This window comes from Burkholderia sp. MSMB1826, from assembly GCF_001526325.1.
Classification (GTDB): Bacteria; Pseudomonadota; Gammaproteobacteria; order Burkholderiales; family Burkholderiaceae; genus Burkholderia.
This window is the reverse complement of the sequence record NZ_LOYN01000050.1, coordinates 257,199-279,679: the sequence shown is the minus strand read 5'-3', so window position 1 is coordinate 279,679 and position 22,481 is coordinate 257,199. Positions and strand designations below refer to the sequence as shown.

General features: G+C 67.0%; 18 protein-coding genes and 1 pseudogene. 9 read left to right on the top strand and 10 right to left on the bottom strand.

The features are described from left to right. Window positions 1-117: 117 nt before the first annotated feature. From uca to WS95_RS28980, 5 genes are all read left to right on the top strand, one after another. Window positions 118-3,729 carry an urea carboxylase gene (uca, locus tag WS95_RS29000; protein ID WP_059827488.1) on the top strand — a complete coding sequence of 1,204 codons (3,612 nt, stop codon included), beginning with the start codon at window positions 118-120 and terminating at the stop codon, window positions 3,727-3,729. Next, the gene (gene atzF / locus WS95_RS28995; protein ID WP_059827486.1) at window positions 3,726-5,597 is read left to right on the top strand and encodes an allophanate hydrolase; all 1,872 of its coding nucleotides are present in this window, start codon (window positions 3,726-3,728) and stop codon (window positions 5,595-5,597) included. Before uca ends, atzF begins: the two co-directional genes overlap by 4 nt. A 64-nt stretch (window positions 5,598-5,661) precedes the next feature. Beyond that, the gene (locus tag WS95_RS28990) at window positions 5,662-6,636 is read left to right on the top strand and encodes an ABC transporter permease (RefSeq protein ID WP_034209014.1); all 975 of its coding nucleotides are present in this window, start codon (window positions 5,662-5,664) and stop codon (window positions 6,634-6,636) included. Between the two features lie 45 nt (window positions 6,637-6,681). Continuing rightward, window positions 6,682-7,593 carry an ABC transporter ATP-binding protein gene (locus WS95_RS28985; RefSeq protein WP_034209015.1) on the top strand — a complete coding sequence of 304 codons (912 nt, stop codon included), beginning with the start codon at window positions 6,682-6,684 and terminating at the stop codon, window positions 7,591-7,593. A gap of 207 nt (window positions 7,594-7,800) precedes the next feature. Then, window positions 7,801-8,538 (top strand): transporter substrate-binding domain-containing protein, encoded by a 738-nt coding sequence (locus WS95_RS28980; protein ID WP_059827484.1) that lies wholly within the window; start codon window positions 7,801-7,803, stop codon window positions 8,536-8,538. 78 nt (window positions 8,539-8,616) lie between these two features. Here the strand turns inward: WS95_RS28980 and WS95_RS28975 are convergent, their stop codons facing one another. Then, entirely contained in the window at window positions 8,617-8,850 is a 234-nt protein-coding gene (locus tag WS95_RS28975; RefSeq protein ID WP_011549124.1) for a hypothetical protein, read from the bottom strand. A gap of 369 nt (window positions 8,851-9,219) precedes the next feature. Beyond that, a pseudogene (locus WS95_RS28970) lies at window positions 9,220-9,453 on the bottom strand (NADP oxidoreductase coenzyme); the annotation flags it as partial. A gap of 41 nt (window positions 9,454-9,494) precedes the next feature. Here WS95_RS28970 and WS95_RS28965 point away from each other — a divergent pair. Further along, window positions 9,495-10,457, top strand: coding sequence for a helix-turn-helix domain-containing protein (locus WS95_RS28965; protein WP_059827482.1), 963 nt, complete (start codon window positions 9,495-9,497; stop codon window positions 10,455-10,457). 132 nt (window positions 10,458-10,589) lie between these two features. Here WS95_RS28965 and WS95_RS28960 read toward each other — a convergent pair whose 3' ends face one another. Then, complete coding sequence (locus WS95_RS28960; protein ID WP_059781721.1) at window positions 10,590-11,522, bottom strand: LysR family transcriptional regulator; 933 nt, start codon at window positions 11,520-11,522, stop codon at window positions 10,590-10,592. A 210-nt stretch (window positions 11,523-11,732) separates the two neighbouring features. On the opposite strand from WS95_RS28960, the gene WS95_RS28955 reads away from it, so the two are divergent. Together WS95_RS28955 and WS95_RS28950 are read left to right on the top strand one after the other, a co-directional pair. Next, window positions 11,733-12,599 (top strand): NmrA family NAD(P)-binding protein, encoded by an 867-nt coding sequence (locus WS95_RS28955; RefSeq protein ID WP_059827480.1) that lies wholly within the window; start codon window positions 11,733-11,735, stop codon window positions 12,597-12,599. 241 nt (window positions 12,600-12,840) lie between these two features. Continuing rightward, window positions 12,841-13,779 (top strand): PLP-dependent cysteine synthase family protein, encoded by a 939-nt coding sequence (locus WS95_RS28950; RefSeq protein ID WP_059827478.1) that lies wholly within the window; start codon window positions 12,841-12,843, stop codon window positions 13,777-13,779. Window positions 13,780-14,085: 306 nt separating this feature from the next. Here the strand turns inward: WS95_RS28950 and WS95_RS28945 are convergent, their stop codons facing one another. The 6 genes from WS95_RS28945 to WS95_RS28920 form a co-directional block, all read right to left on the bottom strand. Continuing rightward, window positions 14,086-15,318, bottom strand: a complete 1,233-nt coding sequence (locus WS95_RS28945; RefSeq protein ID WP_059827476.1) for an MFS transporter — start codon at window positions 15,316-15,318, stop codon at window positions 14,086-14,088. Between the two features lie 186 nt (window positions 15,319-15,504). Then, window positions 15,505-16,338 carry a shikimate dehydrogenase gene (gene aroE, locus WS95_RS28940; RefSeq protein WP_059827474.1) on the bottom strand — a complete coding sequence of 278 codons (834 nt, stop codon included), beginning with the start codon at window positions 16,336-16,338 and terminating at the stop codon, window positions 15,505-15,507. Then, on the bottom strand, window positions 16,335-17,558 hold the full coding sequence (locus tag WS95_RS28935) for a CaiB/BaiF CoA transferase family protein (RefSeq protein WP_059827526.1): 1,224 nt from the start codon (window positions 17,556-17,558) through the stop codon (window positions 16,335-16,337). Before WS95_RS28935 ends, aroE begins: the two co-directional genes overlap by 4 nt. Continuing rightward, the gene (locus WS95_RS28930) at window positions 17,558-18,016 is read right to left on the bottom strand and encodes a MaoC family dehydratase (protein WP_034209024.1); all 459 of its coding nucleotides are present in this window, start codon (window positions 18,014-18,016) and stop codon (window positions 17,558-17,560) included. The genes WS95_RS28935 and WS95_RS28930 overlap by 1 nt, the downstream gene beginning before the upstream one ends. 2 nt (window positions 18,017-18,018) lie before the next feature. Beyond that, the gene (locus tag WS95_RS28925; RefSeq protein WP_059827473.1) at window positions 18,019-18,411 is read right to left on the bottom strand and encodes a VOC family protein; all 393 of its coding nucleotides are present in this window, start codon (window positions 18,409-18,411) and stop codon (window positions 18,019-18,021) included. Then, a complete protein-coding gene (locus tag WS95_RS28920) occupies window positions 18,408-19,358 on the bottom strand; it encodes a ketopantoate reductase family protein (RefSeq protein WP_059827472.1) in 951 nt (316 codons plus the stop codon). Before WS95_RS28920 ends, WS95_RS28925 begins: the two co-directional genes overlap by 4 nt. 81 nt (window positions 19,359-19,439) lie before the next feature. Here WS95_RS28920 and WS95_RS28915 point away from each other — a divergent pair, with 81 nt between their 5' ends. Then, window positions 19,440-20,360, top strand: a complete 921-nt coding sequence (locus WS95_RS28915; RefSeq protein WP_059827470.1) for a LysR family transcriptional regulator — start codon at window positions 19,440-19,442, stop codon at window positions 20,358-20,360. A gap of 95 nt (window positions 20,361-20,455) precedes the next feature. Here WS95_RS28915 and WS95_RS28910 read toward each other — a convergent pair whose 3' ends face one another. Continuing rightward, window positions 20,456-22,363 carry a DUF3857 domain-containing protein gene (locus tag WS95_RS28910; RefSeq protein ID WP_082747024.1) on the bottom strand — a complete coding sequence of 636 codons (1,908 nt, stop codon included), beginning with the start codon at window positions 22,361-22,363 and terminating at the stop codon, window positions 20,456-20,458. Window positions 22,364-22,481 lie beyond the last annotated feature (118 nt).

Below are 22,481 nucleotides of genomic sequence, written 5' to 3'. Positions count from 1 at the left end.
AGAGGGCGCCGTTGCCATCCACGGCCGGCTTTGCAAAGCCGGCCGGCTGCGCGGGCGCGGAGCGATGCTCCGCGAATTCCCCGCTACGCCCCTTGGCGCGGCCCTGCGGGAGGCAACATGAGATTCGCTAAAGTCCTCGTCGCGAATCGCGGCGAAATTGCCTGCCGCGTGATCCGCACGCTCAAGCGCCTCGGCATCGCATCGGTCGCGATCTATTCGGATGCCGATCGCGACGCGCGCCACGTGGCGCTCGCCGACGAAGCCGTGCGTGTCGGACCCGCACCGGCGGCCGACAGCTATCTGAACGTCGCGGCGATCCTCGCCGCCGCGCGTGAGACCGGCGCGCAGGCCGTGCACCCCGGCTACGGCTTCCTGTCCGAGCACGCCGGCTTTGCCGACGCATGCGAAGCGGCGGGCCTGCGGTTCATCGGGCCGCGCGGCGATCACATGCGCGCGTTCGGCCTCAAGCACACCGCGCGCGAACTCGCCGCCGCGCACGGCGTCGCGCTGCTGCCAGGCACCGGGCTGCTCGACGACGTGGCAACGGCGCTCGCCGAAGCCGACGCGATCGGCTATCCGGTGATGCTGAAGAGCACCGCGGGCGGCGGCGGCATCGGCATGTCGCTGTGCCGCGATGCCGCGCAACTCGCCGCGGCTTTCGAATCCGTCGTGCGGCTCGGCACCGCGAACTTCGCGCATGCAGGCGTTTATCTCGAGAAGTTCGTCGAACACGCGCGGCACATCGAAGTGCAGATCTTCGGCGACGGCCGCGGCGGCGCGATCGCGCTCGGCGAACGCGATTGCTCGGTGCAGCGGCGCAACCAGAAGGTGATCGAGGAAACGCCCGCGCCCGACTTGACCGATGCCGAGCGCGACGCGCTGCACGCAAGTGCGGTGCGGCTCGCGCGCGCGGTGGGCTACGCGTCGGCCGGCACGGTTGAATTCGTGTTCGACGCGACCGCGCGGCGGTTCTATTTCCTCGAGGTGAACACGCGGCTGCAGGTCGAGCATTGCGTGACCGAGGCAGTGACGGGCGTCGATCTCGTGGAATGGATGATCCTGCAGGCCGAAGGCGACCTGCCGCCGCTCGACACGCTTGCCGTCACACCGCGCGGCGCGAGCATCCAGGTGCGGCTCTACGCGGAAGATCCGAACAAGCAGTTCCAGCCGAGCGCCGGGTTGCTCACGCACGTGTCGTTTCCTGAGAACGTGCGGGTCGATGGCTGGATCGAGGCCGGCACGGAGATCAGCGCACATTACGATCCGCTGCTCGCGAAGCTGATCGTGCGCGGCGACACGCGGCGCGATGCGCTGGCCGCGCTGCGTGCCGCGCTCGACCGTACCGAGCTGTACGGAATCGAGACCAACCTCGACTACCTGCGTGCCGTCGTCGGCTCCGACACGTTCGCGCGCAGCGCGCCGACGACGGCCTTCCTGTCGCGTTTCGCGTTCGCGCCGCACACGATCGACGTGCTCGACGGCGGCGTGCAGACCACCGTGCAGCAGGCGCCCGGGCGCGTCGGCTACTGGAGCGTCGGCGTGCCGCCATCGGGACCGATGGACGATCGCGCGTTCGACCTCGCGAACGCGCTGCTCGGCAACGCGCGCGACGCGGCCGGACTGGAATTCACGATGGTTGGCGCGACGCTGCGCTTCAATACCGCGACGCTGTTCGTGCTCGGCGGCGCGCCGCTCGCGGCAACGCTCGACGGTGAACCGGTGCCGTTCTGGCAGGTCGTGCGCGCACGACCGGGCGCGATACTCAAGCTGGGCGGCGTGACGGGCGCGGGCGTGCGCGCGTGTCTCGCCGTCAAGGGCGGGTTGCAGGTGCCCGACTATCTCGGCAGCAAGGCGACCTTTACGCTCGGCCAGTTCGGCGGCCATGCCGGCCGTGCGCTGCGCAAGGGCGACGTGCTGCATCTGCACGCGGACGCCGGGCGCGGCGACGCCGGCGCGGCGTTGGCCGCGGCCGATGTGCCCGCGCTGACGCATGCGTGGACGCTCGGCGTGCTCGACGGTCCGCATGGCGCGCCGGATTTCTTCACGCCGGACGATATCGCGATGCTCTATGGCACGCAGTGGACCGTCCATTACAACTCCAGCCGCACCGGCGTGCGGCTGATCGGCCCGAAGCCGCAATGGGCCCGTGCGGACGGCGGCGAGGCGGGGCTGCATCCGTCGAACATCCACGACAACGCGTACGCGATCGGCGCCGTCGATTTCACCGGGGACATGCCGGTGATTCTCGGCCCGGACGGGCCGAGCCTCGGCGGCTTCGTGTGTCCGGTCACGGTCGTGCGCGACGAGCTGTGGAAGCTTGGGCAGTTGCGGCCGGGCGACACCGTGCGGTTCGTGCGCGCGGGCGTGTCGACCGGGATGCCGGACGGGAAATCGGCCGCCGCGGTCGCGCAGTCGGCGAGCGACGTTGCCGCTGCCGCATCCGGCGATTGCGTGCTGCATCGCGACCCATCGGCCGGCGGCGGCATCGGCGTCGTCTACCGGCGCTCGGGCGATCGCAACGTGCTGGTCGAATACGGGCCGCTCGTGCTCGACCTGAACCTGCGCTTTCGCGTGCACGCCCTGATGTGCTGGCTCGACGCGCACCGGCTGCCCGGCATGCTCGACCTGACGCCGGGCATCCGCTCGCTCCAGGTGCAGTTCGACGCACGGACGCTGCCGCTGGCCTCGTTGCTCGCGCATCTGCAAGCCGCCGAACGCGAGCTGCCCGACGTGGCCGACATGCGCGTGCCGAACCGCATCGTCCATCTGCCGCTGTCGTGGGACGACCCGTCGACGCGCGTCGCGATCGAGCGCTACATGCAGTCGGTGCGGCCCGATGCGCCGTGGTGCCCGAGCAATATCGAGTTCATCCGGCGCATCAACGGTCTGCCGAGCATCGACGACGTGAAGCGCATCGTGTTCGACGCGCGCTATCTGGTGATGGGGCTTGGGGACGTCTACCTCGGTGCGCCCGTCGCGACGCCGATCGATCCGCGGCACCGGCTCGTGACGACGAAGTACAACCCCGCGCGCACCTGGACGCCGGAGAACGCGGTCGGCATCGGCGGCGCGTATCTGTGCGTGTACGGGATGGAAGGGCCGGGCGGCTATCAATTCGTCGGCCGAACCGTGCAGATGTGGAATCGCCATCGCACCACGCGCGAATTCGAGGCCGGCAAGCCGTGGCTGCTGCGTTTCTTCGACGAGATCCGCTTCTACGAAGTCAGCGAGGCCGAGCTGAGTGCGTTGCGGGCGGATTTCATCGCGGGCCGCGCGACGCTGAAGATCGAGGAATCCGTGTTCGATCTGCGCGAATACAACCGCTTCCTGCGCGATGAAGCGGATTCGATCGCCGCGTTCAAGGCAACGCAGCAGGCCGCATTCGACGCGGAGCGCGAGCGCTGGCGCGCGGCCGGCCACGCGGAATACGTCGGCGATGCGGAGCAGGGCGACGCGCAGGCGGACCGGGCAGCGGGCACGCTCGACGATACGCAGCGAGCGATCGCCGCGGACGTGTCGGGCAGCGTGTGGAAGGTGCTGGTGGAGGCCGGCGAGCGCGTGACCGAAGGGCAGGTCGTCGCGATCGTCGAGTCGATGAAGATGGAGGTGGCGGTGACGGCAACGGAAGACGGCACGATCGAGACGATCGATTGCACGCCCGGCGCGGCGGTGGTGGCCGGCCAGCGGTTGATGGTGTTGAAGGCGGGCGCCGCCGAGGAGGTCGCATGAGCACGACACAACGCTCGATCCTGCCCGGGCTGCACTCGATCGCCGCGCTGCGCGCGCGCTACGCGGCAGGCGGCCTGACGCCGCCTGCGCTCGTCGACGCGATCGCCGCGCATTTCGACGCGGGCGACCCGCACCATGCGTGGATCCGGCCGCTGACGCGCGACGAGATGATGCCGTATGCCGACGCGCTCGCCGGGCGCGACGTCGCGTCGTTGCCGCTTTACGGCGTGCCGTTCGCGATCAAGGACAACATCGACCTCGCCGGCATACCGACGACGGCAGGCTGCCCCGCTTACGCGTACACGCCGGCGCGCAGCGCGCCCGTCGTCGAGCGACTGATCGCGGCCGGCGCGATTCCCGTCGGCAAGACCAATCTCGACCAGTTCGCGACCGGGCTCTCCGGGCAGCGCTCGCCTTATGGCGCGTGTCGCAACGCGCTCGATCCGCGCTATGCGTCGGGTGGATCGAGCTCGGGGTCGGCCGTGGCGGTCGCGCTCGGCGTCGCGACGTTCTCGCTCGGCACCGACACGGCCGGCTCCGGGCGCGTGCCGGCCGCGTTTCACGGGCTCGTCGGGCTCAAGCCGACACGCGGCGTGCTGAGCACGCTCGGCGTGGTGCCGGCCTGCCGGTCGCTCGATTGCGTGTCGGTGTTCGCGCGTTCGGCGGACGACGCGCGCACCGTGTTCGCCGCCGCGCACGGCGTGACGGAAGGCGATCCGTACGGGCGCGCGTGGCAGCCGCTGTTGGGTGCGGACGGTTTGCGCGCGCAGCCGGCACGCCCGCTCGGGCAATTGCGTTTCGGCGTGCCGCGAGCCGATCAGCTCGAATTCTTCGGCGACGACTCGTACCGTGCGGCGTGGGGCGCGGCGCTGGAGCGACTGCGCACGACCGGCGCGCGGGTCATCGAGATCGACTTCGGCCCGTTCCTGGCCGCCGCGCGGCTGCTGTACGACGGCCCGTGGGTCGCCGAGCGGCTGGCCGCGATCGGCGCATTCGCCGCGCGGGAACCCGATGCGCTGCATCCGGTGATTCGCGAGATCGTCGGCGGTGCGTCGCGCTTCAGCGCCGCCGATGCGTTCGCCGCATTCGATCGGCTTGCCGCACTGCGCGTCGCCGCGGCCCGCGCGTGGGACGGCCTCGACGCGATCGTGATGCCGACCTCGGCCACGACCGCGACCGTCGATGCGCTCGAAGCCGATCCGATCGCGATCAATTCGCGCTTCGGCTACTACACGAACTTCGTGAACCTGCTCGACCTGTCGGCGATCGCGGTGCCGGCGGGCACGTGTGCAACCGGGCCGCATGCGGGCTTGCCGTTCGGGATCACGTTCGTCGGCCGCGCGCACGACGATGCGCGGCTGCTCGATCTCGCGCATGCGTGGGGCGATGGCGCGGCTGCCGTCGACGACGTTCCGCCGCCTGCGGCCGCGATGTCGGCGCGTGTCGCAGCCGCGGGTGTCGTGCGGGTAGCCGTCGTCGGCGCGCATCTGCGCGGCGAGCCGTTGAACGGGCAGCTCACGCAGCGTGGCGCGCGCTTCGTCGCCGCGACCACGACCGCGCCGGCCTACCGCCTCTATGCGCTGTCCGCCGACGCAAGCGGCGGCGTCGCCAAACCGGGGCTCGTGCGCGTGCCGGAAGGCGGCGCGCCGATCGCGGTCGAGGTCTGGGAGATGCCGGTCGAGGCTTACGGCAGCTTCGTCGCCGGGATTGCTGCCCCGCTCGGCATCGGCACGCTGACACTCGCCGACGGTTCGCGCGTGCAGGGCTTCCTGTGCGAGAGCGTGGCGCTCGACGATGCGCAGGACATCACGCGCTACGGCGGCTGGCGGGCTTATCGCGCGCAAGCCGCCGGCGGCGCACTGCAATGAACGCACGGTCGCGCGATGCCGCGGTATCCGCGCGACCGGCATCCGAAACGATACGGAGATTCCGATGACAATGACCCGCAACACGACCGGATGGCTCGCCGTACGCCGCGAGCTGACGACGCGCGGCAAATGGACGCTCGGGCTGGCGTCGTTCCTGCTGCCGTTCGCCGTCTGGTGCCTGATCAGCTACGTACCGTTCGTCTGGCATCCGCAAATGCGCATCACGAACCCGGGAAGCGTCGACTATTTCCAGACCGGCATGCAGATCGACCGCGACGTGTTCGACGACGAGCTCGCGCATGCGCGTGCGACGCATGCGGCGGTACCGGAGGGCGTGCGCGCGAATCCGGTTTACCTGCCGGCGCCGCACCAGGTGTTGCGCGCGTTCTACACGGCGTTCACGACACCGCCCGCATCGCGCGACGGCGTGTGGCTGCACGAAAGCCTGTGGCACAGCATCCGCATCATTTTCTGGGGCTTCGTGATTTCGTCCGCGATCGGCGTGCCGCTCGGCATCGTTTGCGGCACGTTCAGCGCGCTCGCGCGGCTGCAGGAGCCGTTCCTGGAGTTCTTCCGCTACCTGCCGGCGCCCGCGTTCGGCGCGCTGATGGTCGCGATTCTCGGCATCTACGACGCGCCGAAGATCGCGATCATCGTGATCGGCACGCTGTTCCAGCAGGTGCTGATCGTCGCGAACACCACGCGCAAGCTCGAATACGGGCTGTTCGAGGCCGCGATGACGCTCGGCACGAAGAAGCTGAAACTGCTCACGCACGTGGTGATTCCCGGCGTGCTGCCGGACCTGTATCGCGATCAGCGGATCCTGCTCGGCTGGGCGTGGACTTACCTGATCGTCGCCGAGCTGGTCGGCACGAGTTCGGGCATCACCTGGTACATCAGCCAGCAGGCGCGCTACCAGCATTTTGACAACGTGTATGCGGCAATCCTGATGATCGGGATCATCGGCCTCGGCACCGACATCGTGCTCGGGCTGCTCGGCCGCCGGCTGTTTCCGTGGGACCGCACGCTGAAAGCGTGAGCGCCGCCCGCACGTATCCATCGACCGATTTCCGCAGAGGGCATCATGCAGAACCCGCAAGCCGTTCCCGATTACCTGATTCAATCCGACGCGGTGCGCGAGCGCTTCGCACGCCTGAAGGCCCGCGACGTGATACTCGACGTGCGGCACGTCGGCAAACGTTTCGCGACGCCGCAGGGCGAGTGCGTCGCGCTCGACGACATCAGTTTCCGCACGCACCGGCGCGAGTTCGTGTGCGTGATCGGCCCGTCCGGCTGCGGCAAGTCGACGTTGATCCGGATCCTCGCCGGGCTCGACGCGCAGACGAGCGGCGAGGTGCTGCTCGACGGCAAGCCGGTGGACGGGCCGGGCGCCGATCGCGGGATGGTATTCCAGGGCTATACGCTGTTTCCGTGGCTCACGGTGAAGAAGAACGTGATGTTCGGCCTGCGCATGAACGGCAGCGGCAGCGGCGAGGCCGAGCGCGAGGCGTTGCAGTGGCTCGATCTCGTCGGGCTGACGCGTTTTGCCGACGTGTATCCGCACCAGTTGTCGGGCGGCATGAAGCAGCGCGTGGCGATTGCGCGCGCGCTCGCGAATCGTCCGCGCATCCTGCTGATGGACGAGCCGTTCGGCGCGCTGGACGCGCAGACGCGTGCAAGGATGCAGACGCACCTGCTCGACATCTGGCGCAACATCGACGTGACGATCCTGTTCATCACGCACGACCTCGACGAGGCGATCTTTCTGGCCGACCGGATTCTCGTGCTGAAGGCGAATCCGGGCGGGGTACAGGAGCTGATCGAGGTGCCGGTGCCGCGGCCGCGCGATTATTCGCAGGTCAATACGCCCGAGTTCATCGCGACGAAGGCGCGGCTCGAGGCGCTGATCCATCCGAAGGAAGCCGCAACGGCGGAAGACGACGGCATCAAACCTCACATGATCCGGATGACGGATGTCGCGGATAACGTCGAATAGCGCGGAGCCAATTCGTTCCGCCACGCCGGCACGCCTGTCGCATCAGGCAGTCGATGTCCGGATCGATGACGTCATCGGCGGTTGCGTCAAGAAAATGTCATCAACCTGCATACACCCGGAATAATTTTGTCGACGCTTCGTGGACCTCGACTTCCCACGGTAAGCTGATGAATTCCCGATCGATTCTTCGGCTTGCGAGGCAAAGCGATGAAGTTGACCATTGCGTACATCGAAGAACCGCCGTTCGGCTGGACCGAAGCGGACGGCACCGCGACCGGCGCCGATCTCGACCTCGCGGGGACGATCCTCCGGCAGATAGGCGTCACCCGGATCGAGTATTGCCCGACGACGTTCGGCGAATTGCTGCCGGGCGTCGAAGCAGGTCGCTGGGACATGAACGTGCCGCTTTTCGTGACGCCGAAGCGTGCCGATACCGTCGCGTTCAGCGTGCCGGTGTGGGCGATCGACGACGGCTTTCTGGTCCGGCCCGGCAACCCGAAGGCGCTGCGCAGCTATGCGTCGATCGCCGAACGTCCCGATGCGCGTCTCGGCATCATTGCAGGGCAGGTGCAGCATGATTCCGCGATCGCGTCGGGCGTGAGTCGGCGGCAGATCGTCGTCTTCGAGCAGCAAGCCGACGCGATCGCGGCCGTTCTCTCCGGCGTGATCGACGCCTACGCGAGCACGGCTTTGGGAAACCGGATCGTTGCGAGCCGGATAGGCCGCTCGATGATCGAGGACGTCGCGCACGAGCCGGAGGTAAACGGCAACCAGCGGACGCCTCCGCTGGGCGCGTTTTCGTTCAACCGGGAAAACCGGGATCTTCTGACGGCGGTTAACCGACGGCTTCGTTCATATCTCGGCTCGCCGGATCATCGCGCCCGCATGGCGAAATTCGGGCTGACCGCGCGCGAAATCGATCCGGCCGTGTTGCAGACAGGATAGGTAGGCACGCGGCCGCGAACGGCCGTTCGACACAGCTTTTTAGAACGTCGACAATCGGTGCGGATAAGGGCGTAGCCTTTAGCGGTTACCGTCGATCAGATCGTTCAGCAGCGCATCGAACGCGGCCTGTGCGTCTTCAAGTTCCTGCAGAGCGGCATCAAAGGTTTGCAGCGCGAACGGCGAAGGCTCGCCGCTGCCTTGCGGCGGAAATTGCTTCTGCATCGAGGCGAACGTACTCTGCACGCGCAGCGTGGCGGCCACCATGCGCTCCATCGCCTGGGTTTCTTCGGCTCGGGCCTGTTCCGGATTCATTCCTCTCTCCTTGGATGGTTTTCTTGAAGACCAGATCGTACACGCTGTGTCCGTTCTTGCCGCCCTTGGCAGAACGACTCCGTTGAAGGTTCCAACGGCACGCTGCGGGAGAAGCGATTTAATCGGGAATGATTCCGCAGTCGCGCCGAGGCCAAGATACTCATCGAGCGTGGCTATAAAACCCCGCCGCAGGTCACAACGATTGGCTGCTTTGGATAAATCTGAAGGGCCGTTCTGGGTCGGCAACAGCCGAACGCGTCCGACTGTAGCCGGACGCGTTCGGTCATTCGCGCACGTCGCCGTTCGGGCGTCGGCGGCGCCCGGCAACGATCCATTCGATTCGGCGAAATGCGCGTGAATCGCGCGTCGTCAGCCAAAGCTGATCAGGTCCTTGAAGATCAGGTATCCCCAGCTTTTTCTGCGCGCGTGCACCAGCCATCCGCCTTCCGAAAGCCGGCCGAGCCGGATCGGCGCGAAGCCGAGTTGTTCCGCAAGCGCACCGACCTCCGCCGCGGCCTCGTCGTCGTCGCTCGCCAGAAACACGACTCTCCTGCCACCGTGGACGGCCGGGTCCTGGCCGAGAACGGAGGCGACCAGATGGTTGGGCTATAGTCGTAAACGGTATCCACAGCGACGTTTGCGACATGAGATTGACTATCCTGGCCCTCGACGGTCTGTTCGATACCGGGCTCACGGTGCTGCTGGACACCTTCGCGATGGCCAACGAACTGGCTGCTGCTCAAGGCTTTGCCGCGCCACCCTTCGACGTGACGGTGGCTGGCGTGCGCAAACGCATTCGCACCGCGCATGGATTGTCGATGCCGGTGGAGCCGGCAAGCGGCGTGCGCCACCCGGACTGGGTGGTCGTGCCCGCGCCCGGTATCCGGGAGCCGGAGCGCCTGGCCCAGGCGCTGGAGCGTCGAGACGTGCGCGATGCGATGGCGCACCTTCGTGCATGGCATGCTGGCGGCATCGGCGTGGCCGCCGCCTGCATCGGTACGTTCGTGCTGGCCGAAGCCGGGCTTCTGGATCATCGTGAGGCGACGACTACGTGGTCGCTGTCGCCTTTTTTCCGTCAACGTTATCCGGCGGTCGATCTGAACGAGTCACGCATGGTCGTCGCCGCGGATCGCCTGATCACGGCAGGGTCGGCCATGGGCCATCTCGACCTGGCGCTGTGGTTGCTGCGTCAGGCCAGTCCCGAGCTGGCCACGCTCGTGGCGCGCTTCATGTTGATCGACAAGCGCGCGTCGCAAGCCGAATACATCATTCCGGATTACCTTGCACACGCCGATCCGTTGGTCGCGCGATTCGAGCGCTGGGCTCGCGAGAATCTTTCCCTGGGTTTCTCGCTTCAGGCAGCGGCAGCGGCATTGGCCGTCGGACCGCGCACGTTGCAGCGTCGTACCGAGGCGGTACTCGGGAAGTCGCCGCTGGCGTTCTTCCAGGATCTCCGGATCGAACGGGCGCAGAACCTCGTGTCGATGGGTTACGACCTGGAGACGATCGCAAGCGAGGTCGGCTATGCGGATGCGGCGACGTTGCGGGCCTTGCTGCGGCGTCGGCTCGGCCGTGGGGTGCGGGAATTGCGCGCCGACAATCGGTAGCGTCCTCGATACGGCCGGCATGGCTTCGCCAACGCGAGCGACCGGGCTCGAACGCCGTCGCTGCGTCGACCGCGGCGCCGTCGTACGCCGCGCATGCCGAGGCAAGGTTCCGTGGGCTCCGCCGGAACCGCGCTAGCGCGTGCCGACGTCCGCGTGAACGCCCGTCAGTTCGATCATGAAATCCAGGAACGCGCGCGTCTTTGCCGGCACGTGATGCCGGGACGGGTAGTACGCGTATAACGGATACCGCTCGTCGGCCCACTCGGGAAAGAGATCGATCAACCGGCCGTCGGCGATCAGCGGCTCGGCGCCGAGCAACAGCATCTGCGCGATTCCGGAACCGGCGAGGCACGCATTGAGCAGCGCGCCCGGATCGTTGACCGTGAGGCGTCCGCGGGTGTCGACCACGATGCGTTTGCGCTTGCGATGGAATTCCCACGCGAACGGCTTGCCTGTCTCGGGGTTGCGAAATTCCAGGCAGCGGTGGAGTCCGTTCTCGAGGTCCTGGGGTTTTGCCGGCCGCCCCCGGCGCGCGATGTACGAGGGCGCCGCGACCGTCACGACGCCGGTGTCGAGCAGCTTTCTCGCGATCAGGCTGGACGCCCGCGGTTCGCCGAATCGCACGGCGAGGTCGAAGCCGTCCATGACGAGGTCGCCGAGGCTGTCTCGCGCGATGAGCTCGATTTCGAGCTCGGGATGCGCGTCCATGAACGCATCGAGCCGTGGCCCGAGAATGGCCCGGTAGACGACCGGATCCAGATTGATTCGCAGCTTTCCGCGCACGGCGGAGGCGCCGCCTGCGGCCGCCGCGGCGGCTTCCTCCAGCCCGGCGAGATGGGGCATGACCTGCTCGTAAAAGCGGCGGCCCTCTTCGGTGAGCGACACGGATCGCGTCGTTCGGTTGAACAGCCGGATGTTCAGCCTTCTTTCCAGCCGGGCAATCGCTCGGCTGACGCCCGGCGGCGTCATGCCGATCACGTCGGCGGCAGCCGCGAACGTCCCGGCATCGACCACGGCGGCGAACACGCTGATGCTGCCGGACAGTTTTTCGCTACTGGATCTCATCGTCGTTCGAGTGAATACGGGGAGCGGGTGGCGAGCGGCCCACCGAAGGCCGACGCGCGAACGCTGCGCGGCGCGGTGCCGCCGGGCGTCCGCGTCGATCATGCCCAATTGATGACGCGTTGTCACTTATCTGATGCCATCCATGTCGTTTTGTTTCGTTCGGCGTTTGTCCAGAATGCGACCCACGTATTCACACATGGAGAACGAGCAATGTATGCCATCACAGGAATCACCGGCCAGGTCGGCGGCGCACTGGCCCGCGAGCTGCTGGCCGCGGGGCGGCCGGTGCGCGCGGTCGTACGCGACACGACGCGGGCAAGGGCATGGGCGGAGCGCGGGTGCGAGATGGCGACCGCGTTCATGGAAGACCCTGCGTCGCTTGCCGCCGCGTTCGCCGGCGCGTCGGGCGTTTTCATCCTGCTGCCGCCGGTGTTCGATCCGGCGCCCGGGTTTCCCGAGGCGCGGAAGGTGATCGAAGCCGTATCCGCCGCGCTTCTGACGGCGCGTCCGGAAAAGGTCGTTTGCCTGTCGACGATCGGCGCGCAGGCCCACGAGACCAATCTGCTCACGCAGCTCACGCTGATGGAGCAGGCGCTGCGCGAGATGCCGATGCCGGTGACGTTCCTGCGGCCCGGCTGGTTCATGGAGAACGCCGCGTGGGATGTCGCGTTCGCGCGCGACGAGGGTGTCGTCGCCAGTTACCTGCAGCCGCTCGACAAGCCCGTGCCGATGGTCGCCACCGCGGACGTGGGCCGTGTTGCGGCGGAACTGCTGCAGCAGACGTGGAGCGGGGTGCGTGTCGTCGAGCTCGAAGGCCCGCGCCGGGTGAGCCCCCACGATCTCGCGCTGGCCTTCGCTCGCGTGTTGGGCCGGGACGTGCGCGCGGAAGCCGTCGACAGGCGAACGTGGGAAGCGCTGTTTCGCGCGCAAGGCATGAAGCATCCGCTCCCGCGCATGCGCATGCTGGACGGCTTCAACGAAGGCTGGATCGATTTCGACAGCAATCCTGACGATATCTTGCGCGGCCATGTCGCGCTGGATACGGTGCTGGGCGAGCTGGTGTCGCGTACGGTCTGAACGAATGCGGCGGGCGACGCGTGGCGCGCTTGCGCCGCGCCCGCCCATGCATCGGATTTCCGATCAGGCGGAGAGTGGCTTCCATGCCGAAGGGATGTCGTAAATGCCGCCATTAATGTCATTTATGACTATGGTGCAAGGCCTCGTCGCGCGTCTAGACTGCGAAGCAGTTCCGGCATTCCCGGATCTGTTCAACCGCCATTCGTCTGCTCGTACCGGCTCGTTCACTTCAGAGATCAACATGAAATCGACTCCCGGCAGCATCCTCGACACGATCGGCAACACGCCGCTCGTCCCGTTACGATATGTTGTCCCGAAGAACGGCGCGCGTCTGTTCGTCAAGCTCGAAAGCCAGAATCCGACCGGCAGCATGAAAGACCGGATCGCGCTGGCGATGATCGAAGCGCCCGAGCGCGATGGGCGTCTGCCGCCCGGCGGCGCGGTGGTCGAGTACACCGGCGGCAGCACGGGCGTGTCGCTCGCGCTGGTGTGCGCCGTCAAGCGGCATCCGCTGCATCTGGTTTCATCGGATGCGTTCGCGAAGGAGAAGCTCGATCACATGCGCCTGCTCGGCGCGAAGCTGACGCTCGTCCCGAGCGACAACGGCAAGCAAACCGAGAAGCTGACGAAGGACATGATTCGCGAAGCGCATCGGATCGCCGGCGAGACGGGCGCATACCTCACCGCACAGATGGAAAACGCCGATCAGCTCGGCGCCTATACGAAGATGGCCGACGAGATCTGGGAGCAGACCGACGGCCGTCTCGACGGTTTCGTCCAGAGCGTCGGTACGGCTGCGTCGCTGCGCGGGATTTCGCGGCGCTTGCGCGAGCATGACGCACGCATCCGGATCGCCGGTGTCGAGCCGGCCGAATCGGCGGTGCTGTCGGGTGGGCCGACCGGGGCGCACAAGATCGACGGAATCGGCGCGGGCTATGTCGTGCCGCTTTGGCGCGACGGTATCGCGGACGAACTCGAGCGCGTCTCGACGGAGGACGCGAGAGCCATGGCGTTCCGGCTGGCCGCCGAGGAGGGGTTGTTCTGCGGCACGTCGACCGGCGCCAACGTAACCGGCGCATTGCGACTCGCCGAACGGCTCGGCCCGGACGCCACGATCGTGACGATCATGTGCGACACGGGCATGAAGTATCTGAAGTCGTTCGCGCAAACGATGGGCTGATGGTTTGGGGGCTTGGGTCGGCGAGATCCGCGTGCATGAAAAACGCAGTACCTCCCGCTTTCCCGATAGCCGAGAGCGTTTCGTCCGCGCCGGATCGGCTGATCGGCGCGGCGCTTTGGTTCGCGGTTGCCGTGCCTGTTCGAGATCCGCCGAGCAGCACCGAACGCGACGACGCGGTACCGACCTTGCCTCCAGCATCGTGGGGGCGACGAGATCGTGGCCGACTATCGCGCGACGGGTTTCGCGTTCGACTGGCATCTGCCGGCGCTGCCGTGCGATCTTCACCCGCCGATTCTCCACCGCAACTCAGCGACCCTCCACCGCGCGCGCCGGAACCGTTGCCGCGACCAAAGTCGCATCGCCGATTTTCGGCAACCACGCAAACGCGATCGCGACCAGCGTGACGCCGACGACGAGCATCGGCGCCACCATCGGCCACGCGCCCGACTGATAGCGCGGATCGGTGAAAACCGCCGCCGTCTGTCCCACGCCGAACGCGAAGAACATCATGATGAAGCCGGACCACGATACCGCGCGACCGGCAAGATGAGGCAGGCCGCTGACCGCGCCTGCCTGCCCGCACGGCTGATGGATGCCGTGGCCGAGGCAATACACGCCATGCCCGACGAGCAGCGGCCAGATGCTGCCGGGAAGCAGCGCACACCCCAAAGCCTGGATCACCGCCCCTGACAGGCTCAACGTTGCGCCCTGGCGCACCGTGCGCAGCATGCTTTGACGTCGCAGCAACTGCCGGCAGCCAAAGGTGCTCAGGACGTAGACGAGCGTCCCGCTCGCGGGGATCCAGCCGTATCGCTGCGGCGAGATGCCGAACTGCCGGATATAGATCGTCGGAGAAAGCAGCAGAAAACAGAACATGCCGGTGTACGTCGACGCGGCCAGCAGCGTCCATACTCTGAACGGGGCATTGCCGAAGATCTCGCGCACGTCCCCGGCCGAGTTCCGGCGCGGCGCGATTCTCGCGGCGCTTTCCTCGAAGCCGTACGCGCACATGACGAGCAAGCCGAACGCATACAGGCTCATCCCCGCGAGTACCCATCGCCAGCCGGCGTGCTGCGTGACGTATGCCCCGACGATCGGGGCGAGGAACGCCATCATCCCCATTCCCATGAAGCCGCGTGCCATCACGTACGGGCCGTCGCCCGCCGAATACCGGTCGCGCACCGCCGCGCGGGCGCATACCAGTATCGCGGCCATGGCAAAGCCCTGCATCGCACGCGCGGTCACCAGCATCGCGGCGGTCGACGCGAGCGCCGCCGCCAATGCGGTCAGCGCATAAAGCGTCAGGCCGGCCAGCAAGACGGGGCGACGGCCGAACCGGTCCGACAGACTGCCCATCGGCAACTGTCCGACACCGAATATCAATGCGAACACCGTGAGGCTGACGCTGGCGGAGCCCAGCGTCGCGGCGATTTCAGGCAGCGCAGGCAGATAACTGTCGGTCGCCACCGGCTGGGCCGCCAGCAACAGCGGCAACATGAGCGCGAAGTTCAGGCGAGCGGGGCGCGTGGTGTCCGGCATGACGGGGTTCGGCACGGTCTAGGGCGGGGAAGGGGACGGGGGAAGCGGGCGGCGGCAACGCAACGTCGTGCGACGCGGCTCGTTCGTATGGACGCGCCGAGTCTACCCGATCGCGCCTGCCGCCCCTGCCGCGTTCGATGCCGTCGCGCATCGGGATCGGCTGCATGCCGACACCCCATCGCGTGTTCAGTCGAACGGCACGGCCAGCCGGTCGATCACCGCACTGGTCGCGGGGCGCACGCCGCGCCACCATGCGAACGCCTCGGCCGCCTGCTCGACCAGCATGCCGACGCCGTCCGCGATCCCATGCACGCCCGCGTTTTTCGCGAGCCGGAGAAACGGCGTGAGCCGCTTGCCATAGGCGAGTTCGTAGGCGGTTCCCGTCGGACTGAACACGCTCGGCGGGACGGGCGGCAGATCGCCGGTCAGGCTGGCCGACGTCGCATTGACGACGAGGTCGAAACGTCCCATCCGCGCGAGGTCCGCGTAGCTGCCGGCCACGAGCGGACCGCGCCCGGCGACCTGCGCGGCCAGCGCGCGCGCCTTGTCGACGTCGCGATTCGCGATCACGAGTTCCGCCGGGCCGGCTTCGAGGAACGGCAACAGCGCGCCGCGCGCCGCGCCGCCCGCGCCGAGCACCAGCACGCGCTTGCCGGCCATCGGCAGATTGAGGTTCGCTTCGATATCGCGAACCAGTCCGATGCCGTCGAAGTTGTCCGCCAGGATGCGGCCGCCGTCGAACTTGAGTGCGTTGGCCGCGCCCGCGAGCCGCGCCCGCTCGCTGCGTTCGTCCGACATCGCGAACGCGTCGAGCTTGAACGGCGCGGTGACGTTGATGCCCTTGCCGCCGCCATCGAAAAACGCACGCACCGTTGCAGCAAAAGCACCTGCCGGCTCGAGCGGGCCTTCGATCGCCGTATAGCGGAGGTCCTGTCGCGTCTCTTGCGCGAAGAGGCCGTGAATCAGCGGGGATTTCGTGTGTCCGATCGGATTGCCGATCACCGCGTATCGATCAGTCATCGTTGGCTCGCTTTCGAATAGAGGACGCCATCGGCCTGCATCGCGTCGATTTCGGCCGAATCGAACCCGAGGGAGCGCGCGACTTCCGCGTTGTGCTGCCCGAGATCGGGCGCGACGTCGCGAATCGTCGTATCGCAATCGGAAAACCGGAACGGCAGGTTGGGCAGACGCAGCGTCCCGTAGCGCGGATGCTGTTGCTCGACGACCATGCCCCTGGCCTGGATCTGCGGATCGTTCAACACCTCGTCGATGCGCTGCACCTTCGCGCACGGAACGTCGATGCCGTCCAGCAGGTCCAGTACCGACGCGACGGAACGCGCGGCCACCCACGGCTCGACCACCGACAGGATCTCCGCGCGGTGTGCGTTGCGGCCGGTGCTGTCGTGAAACCGCGTGTCGGCGCCGAAACCCGCCGGGCCGCCGTGCGACTCGATCAGTTGTGCGAAGCGCTTCCACGCATCGTCGACCTGCGCGGCGATCACGAGATCGCCGTCAGCGGCACGGAACACGCCGTAGAGTGTCGACGTCGGCATGTCGTGCCCGGTCTGCTCGGGCAGCACGCCCTGCAGCGTGTAGCACTGCACCGCGTATTCGTGCATCGACACCAGCGTGTCGTACAGCGCCATGTCGACGTGTTGCCCGCGGCCGCTCTTCACGCGCCCGAGCAGCGCGGCATTGATCGCCGCGACCGCATGAATGCCGGTGTACATGTCGCCGAGCGAAATGCGCAGCAGCGGCGGCCGCTCGCCGGGCGTGCCGACCATCTGCATGATCCCGCTCTTCGCTTCGGCGATCAGCCCGAAGCCCGCGCGATGCGCGTCGGGGCCGGTGTGCCCGTACGCCGAAATCGAGCAGTAGACGAGGCCCGGATTGCGCGCCGACAGTTCGGCATAGCCGAGCCCGAGCTTGTCCAGCGCGCCCGGCCGGTAGTTCTCGATGAAGACGTCGGCGGAGTCGCACAGCCGCTGCATGAACGCCTTGCCGCGCGCATCCTTCATGTTCACGCTCACGCCGCGCTTGCCCATGTTGAGCTGCAGGAAGTAGCCGCTTTGCTGGTCGTCGAGCACGGTCGCGTGCTGGCGCCCGGCGTCGCCGGCGCCGGGACGCTCGACCTTGATGACTTCGGCGCCGAGCGCGGCGAGACAGCGCCCGACATACGGGCCGGCGAGAAAGTGGCTGTAGTCGACGACGCGAATGCCTTCGAGGGGACGAGCCTGCATCATCGTGCCTCCGGACGGCGCGGCACCATCAGACGATGTTCGCCGCGTTGAACGACCTGCCCGTCCTGATTGATCAGTTCCGACGGCAGCACGACGATGCCCCAGTCCGGGCGGCTCTTGCTCGCCCGCATCGAACCGACGCGGAACGTCACGTGCAGCACGTCGCCGACCTTGATCGGCAGCAGGAAATCCCAGGTCCAGCCGAGCGACATGCCCGGCAGGAACCGATAGTCGCTCTGGGTCTTCAGGCCGTCGGCAACGGACAGGCCGAACAGCCCGTGCGCGACGAGGCAGCCGAAATGGCTGGCGTTCGCGTAATCCTCGTCCACGTGAACGGGCGTATGGTCGCCGGTGAGGTCGGCATACGCGAGAATGCGTTCCTTGGTCACGACGTAGCTCGGGCTCGTGCACGTGTCGCCCTCGCGGGCGTCGTCCCAGTATTTCTCGACGATGGTCATGGTCATGTCTCCGCGCGCGGGTCGATCGCCAGTGCCTGCGCGACGCAGGAAGCCGGCCGGGCCTGAATCAGTTCGACGGCGAGCCCGTCGGGCAGGCGAAGCCAGTTGCGCCCCTGCGGCATCTCCGTCACGTCGAACCGCCGCGCGGCGGCCAGCGCGGCCTCCAGGTCTTCGCACATCACGCCGAGATGCGCGAGCCTGCCTTCGGGGCCGTCGTGTTCCGGCGCGTGGATGAACTGCAGGCCGCCGAGCGTCCAGTACTGTCGCGGCGCGTCGAGCGTGCCGTCCACTTCGCGCAGCGTCATGCCGAGCACGTCCTCGAAGAAGCGGATGTGCCAGCGGATGTCCTTCACCCAGATCGCAACGTGTTCGAGATAGGCTTTCGTGGCATTCATGCGGCAGCCTCCTCGCGCCGGCGATCGGCCATCGCGCGCTCCAGCCCCTTGATGCAGGCGACGAGCGTGGCGTTGATCGGGGTCGGCACGCCGTAGCGCTGCCCGGCGCGCACGACCGAACCGTTGATGAAGTCGATCTCGGTGATCGAGCCTTTCTCCAGGCTTTGCAACATCGAGGTCTTGAAGGCCGCGGGCAGCCCCTCGGCGGCGAGCGTCCACGCCTGTTCGGGATCGGTCATCGACAGCCTGACGCCGGCCGCCTGCGCCGCCGCGATCGCCTCGGCGACAGCCGCGAGCGACGTCGCCTTCAGCAGCGGCTCATCGTAAAGCTGGCCGTAGGTGAGGCCGGTGACGCCGGTCAGCGCGCCGGTCGCGACGTTGACGAGCAGCTTGTCCCACATCGTGCCGACGATGTTGTCGCTGATCGTCGTCGCGAGGCCGGCGGTATCGAACGCGTCGGCGATCGCCCGCACCCGCGGCGTGATGCGGCCGTCGAGTTCGCCGATGTAGGTGGACTTGCCGATGACGCCGGATTCGATATGGCCCGGCCCGCGAAGCACGCCGCCGACGTAGGTCTTGCCCGCGAGTACGCGCTCGCGGCCGACGGCGTCGCTCAGGATGTCCTCGTGTCCGAGGCCGTTCTGCAGCGACAGCACGACGGTATCGGGCCCGACGAGCGACCGGGCGCCGCGGATGGCCGCGTCGGTGTGGAACGACTTGACCAGCACCACCACCAGGTCGGCCGCGCCGACTTCGGCAGCCTGCGTCGTCGCATGAACGCGTACGTGCCGGGAGCCGCGGGCGTCGTCGACCCGCAGGCCGTCGCGACGCATCGTATCGACGTGCGTGGGCGAGCGGTCGATCAACCAGGTCTCGTGACCGCCTTCGGTGAGGGTGGCGCCGATCGCGCAACCCAGTGCGCCGGCTCCCAGAATCGCGATTTTCAATGCTGTCTCCTTGACGTGTGGCCTCACGATAGAAGCCGGCGCTCATGCCGACAATGCAATGGATACAATGGCGCCATTGCCATGAACAATAACGCGCCGATGCCAGCCGATCTGCCGGACCTGAAACTGCTTCAGCTATTCGATCTCCTGTACGACGTGCGCAGCGTCACGCGCGTCGCCGAGCAGCTCGGCCAGAGCCAGCCGACCGTCAGCATCTGGCTCGGGCACTTGCGGGAGCACCTGCACGATCCGCTCTTCATTCGCACGCCCGGCGGCATGGCGCCGACGCCGCAAGCCGACGCGCTGATCGGACCATGCCGGGAAATCCTCGAATCGCTGCGGCGCTTCACTGCGTGGGAAATCGCCTTCGATCCCGCGACCGCCCAGCGGCGCTTTCGCATCTGCATGACCGATGCGAGCCACGTCACGCTGCTGCCGCGGCTGCTGGCCCATGTTCGCGCGCAGGCGCCCGGCGTCCGGCTGGAAGCCGCACGGATCGACGGCAATACGGAGCGGGCGCTCGAATCGGGCGAAGCCGATCTCGCGATCGGCTACGTGCCGTGGCTCGGCGGCGGCATTTATCAGCAGAAGCTGTATGACCAGGACTGGATTTGTCTGGTGAATCGACATCACCCGAGGATTCGCGGCCGGCTCGGGGTAAAGCAATATCGTTCGGAAGGGCATGTCGCGATTACGGCCGGAACCGGCGCGCAACTCCTCGAACAGGCGCTGCGGCAGGCGCGCATCGAGCGCGACGTGGTGCTGGAATTGCCGGGTTTTCTGGGCTTGGGGGCGATCGTGCAGACGACCGACCTGATCACGACGCTACCGCGTCATATCGGCGAGACGCTGGCCCAGGCCAACGATCTGGCGGTGCATGCATGCCCGATCCCGGTCGACGGGTTCGCGGTGCGGCAGCATTGGCACGCGCGCTATCACCACGAGGCCGGCAACCGGTGGCTGCGAGGTGTCGTGATTCGATTGTTCGGTGCTTCGCATTGACCGTGGCTTCGGCGTTCGCGATGGACGCCGGAGGCGGCGCGGCTTTCGGACGCTTCCGATTCGGCCGCGCCCGAAAGCCGATCATCGATAGACGATCATCGATAGACGATCTGCGCGGCGAGGTCGTGCTTGATCGACCTGGCCATGCTTCGGAATTCGGGGTACTCGTCCGGCTGCAGATACGGCCGCGGCGCATTCAGCTCGAGCGTCCGGGTCACGCTGACGGTGCGGCCTTCCATTGCATAGGAAGACGTATAAGTGCCGAACGACGAAGTCACCGTGACGGGCTTCGGAAGGCTCAGCACCTTCATCGAGGTCGGCAACTCCAGTTTCGTGATTTCGCTGAAACGCCCGGCTTTGAACAGGAGCGGGGTGTTGCGTTTGGTCGGTCCTGTCCAGTCAAAGGCACTGGCGACCGTGTCGAAGCCGCTCAGTCCTCTTGGGACACGCATCGCGCCGGGGCCGGGGAGCGGGGTGTAGTCCGGTAGTTCGAATACGCTGGAAAACGTAAACGCGGTTCGGAGATCGCCGATGTCGCCGTGACGGTAACGGCCGGTGCCCTCCGATCCGCTCGCGGTAAGGAATGCCTGCGCGAACACCGGTTCGGAACCTGCCGGCAACCGGGCGAACACGGAGCGGGCGGTCCAGTCGTATTCGCCGCGGTTTTCGACTTTGCTGTTGCCGCGAACGGTACCGGACGGGTCGAGCGTGGTGTGCGTGGTGACCGTCACCGTGTCGGCATCGGCGTGTGCAACGGGAAGGACGATCAAGCGAGACTCTGCATTGCCGATGCCCGTCAGCAACGCCTGCTTTCCTGCCTCGTTGAAAGGTAGCGTGCCGAATCGGGCCGTACCGGCCGTCGAGTCGAGGTAGACGTCGAATTCGGGAACGTAGGTGATCGCGTGATTGAATACGGCCAGCGGGCTCGCCACCGAAGGCAGCCAATAGCGACTGTCCGCATTCACGAGTACCGTGCCGCTCGAAATGCCTTTCGCTGCCAGCAGCGCCTGCAGCAGCGTCGTATGGTCCTTGCAGTCGCCGTAGCGCGCCTGCAAGACGTCCTGTGCGGTGTGCGGAACGACGCCGCCGAAACCGAGGAACACGGCGACATAGCGGATGTTTCGGCTCACCCATCGATAGAGGGCATCCGCTTGATCGCGCCGGTCGACGATTCCGTTCGTGACGAGATCGGCCAGCGCTTGCACGTCGGGCGTGACCGTCGCTTGTGCCTGCGCACGGGCGGCGTATGCCTGTCCGAGCGCCGCGTAGTCCGGAAACGTCGTGACCGCGAGCCGCGGGCTGCGGTCGTCGATACTCGGCGCATTCGCTTCGAATGGCTGCGCACGCGCATCCTTGATCGTCCAGCGCCAGATTTGCCGGCCGTCGACGTCGGCTGCCTCCCGTCCACCCTGCATGTCGACGACATCCGCATGCAGCGCCATCGACGCGGGCGCGTCGATCGTGATGCTGGCGCTCTGGATCGGCTTGTTGGTCGGAAACGTGTCGTCGGCGGAGAAATGCCCGGGAAACAGCGGCGTGACTTGCGTCTCACGCGTGCGCATGGTCACGGTCGCGCCGGGCTCGACGCCGGGAAAGACGATCGTCTTGACGAGGTTGTCGTCGAAGCTGGGGGCGTGGACGCTCGACGCACTTTGACGCGTGAAGATTGCGTTGGCCGGAACGTCGATCCGGACGCCGTCGCGCGTGGTGGTGTAGGCCTCGATCACCTCGAATTTCTGCAACTCGCGGCTATATCGATAGGAAACCTGACCATACGATCTGACGCCCTGTTCCGTCTCGATGCGGATCGATCTTGCTTGATCGTGGGTCGACGAGCCGTCGCGATTCACGGTGTAGACATTGTCGTCGGACAGGACGGTGAAGGCGGGAGAGGAATCGGCGGAATACGCGACTGTTGCATGCGTGACGATTGCCGCCACGGCGACGTGTGCCCGAATCATGCGGCCGATTGAAATGGATCGACGGTCTCGCGTAATCAGCATGTGGATAGCCCCCTCGAATTGTTGTTTTCCTCCGGCGAGGAGGACGCAAGAAACTACCACGACGACGAGGATGCCGCTACGGATCGCGGCGCGTATTCGGCATCGATTTGCCAGCCCT

What these genes read in the sequence shown, in the direction of transcription:
- uca (WP_059827488.1), top strand. Translation starts at nt 118, where the DNA reads ATGAGATTCGCTAAAGTCCTCGTCGCGAATCGCGGCGAAATTGCCTGC.
- atzF (WP_059827486.1), top strand. Translation starts at nt 3,726, where the DNA reads ATGAGCACGACACAACGCTCGATCCTGCCCGGGCTGCACTCGATCGCC.
- WS95_RS28990 (WP_034209014.1), top strand. Translation starts at nt 5,662, where the DNA reads ATGACAATGACCCGCAACACGACCGGATGGCTCGCCGTACGCCGCGAG.
- WS95_RS28985 (WP_034209015.1), top strand. Translation starts at nt 6,682, where the DNA reads ATGCAGAACCCGCAAGCCGTTCCCGATTACCTGATTCAATCCGACGCG.
- WS95_RS28980 (WP_059827484.1), top strand. Translation starts at nt 7,801, where the DNA reads ATGAAGTTGACCATTGCGTACATCGAAGAACCGCCGTTCGGCTGGACC.
- WS95_RS28975 (WP_011549124.1), bottom strand. Translation starts at nt 8,850, where the DNA reads ATGAATCCGGAACAGGCCCGAGCCGAAGAAACCCAGGCGATGGAGCGC.
- WS95_RS28965 (WP_059827482.1), top strand. Translation starts at nt 9,495, where the DNA reads ATGAGATTGACTATCCTGGCCCTCGACGGTCTGTTCGATACCGGGCTC.
- WS95_RS28960 (WP_059781721.1), bottom strand. Translation starts at nt 11,522, where the DNA reads ATGAGATCCAGTAGCGAAAAACTGTCCGGCAGCATCAGCGTGTTCGCC.
- WS95_RS28955 (WP_059827480.1), top strand. Translation starts at nt 11,733, where the DNA reads ATGTATGCCATCACAGGAATCACCGGCCAGGTCGGCGGCGCACTGGCC.
- WS95_RS28950 (WP_059827478.1), top strand. Translation starts at nt 12,841, where the DNA reads ATGAAATCGACTCCCGGCAGCATCCTCGACACGATCGGCAACACGCCG.
- WS95_RS28945 (WP_059827476.1), bottom strand. Translation starts at nt 15,318, where the DNA reads ATGCCGGACACCACGCGCCCCGCTCGCCTGAACTTCGCGCTCATGTTG.
- aroE (WP_059827474.1), bottom strand. Translation starts at nt 16,338, where the DNA reads ATGACTGATCGATACGCGGTGATCGGCAATCCGATCGGACACACGAAA.
- WS95_RS28935 (WP_059827526.1), bottom strand. Translation starts at nt 17,558, where the DNA reads ATGCAGGCTCGTCCCCTCGAAGGCATTCGCGTCGTCGACTACAGCCAC.
- WS95_RS28930 (WP_034209024.1), bottom strand. Translation starts at nt 18,016, where the DNA reads ATGACCATCGTCGAGAAATACTGGGACGACGCCCGCGAGGGCGACACG.
- WS95_RS28925 (WP_059827473.1), bottom strand. Translation starts at nt 18,411, where the DNA reads ATGAATGCCACGAAAGCCTATCTCGAACACGTTGCGATCTGGGTGAAG.
- WS95_RS28915 (WP_059827470.1), top strand. Translation starts at nt 19,440, where the DNA reads ATGAACAATAACGCGCCGATGCCAGCCGATCTGCCGGACCTGAAACTG.
- WS95_RS28910 (WP_082747024.1), bottom strand. Translation starts at nt 22,363, where the DNA reads ATGCTGATTACGCGAGACCGTCGATCCATTTCAATCGGCCGCATGATT.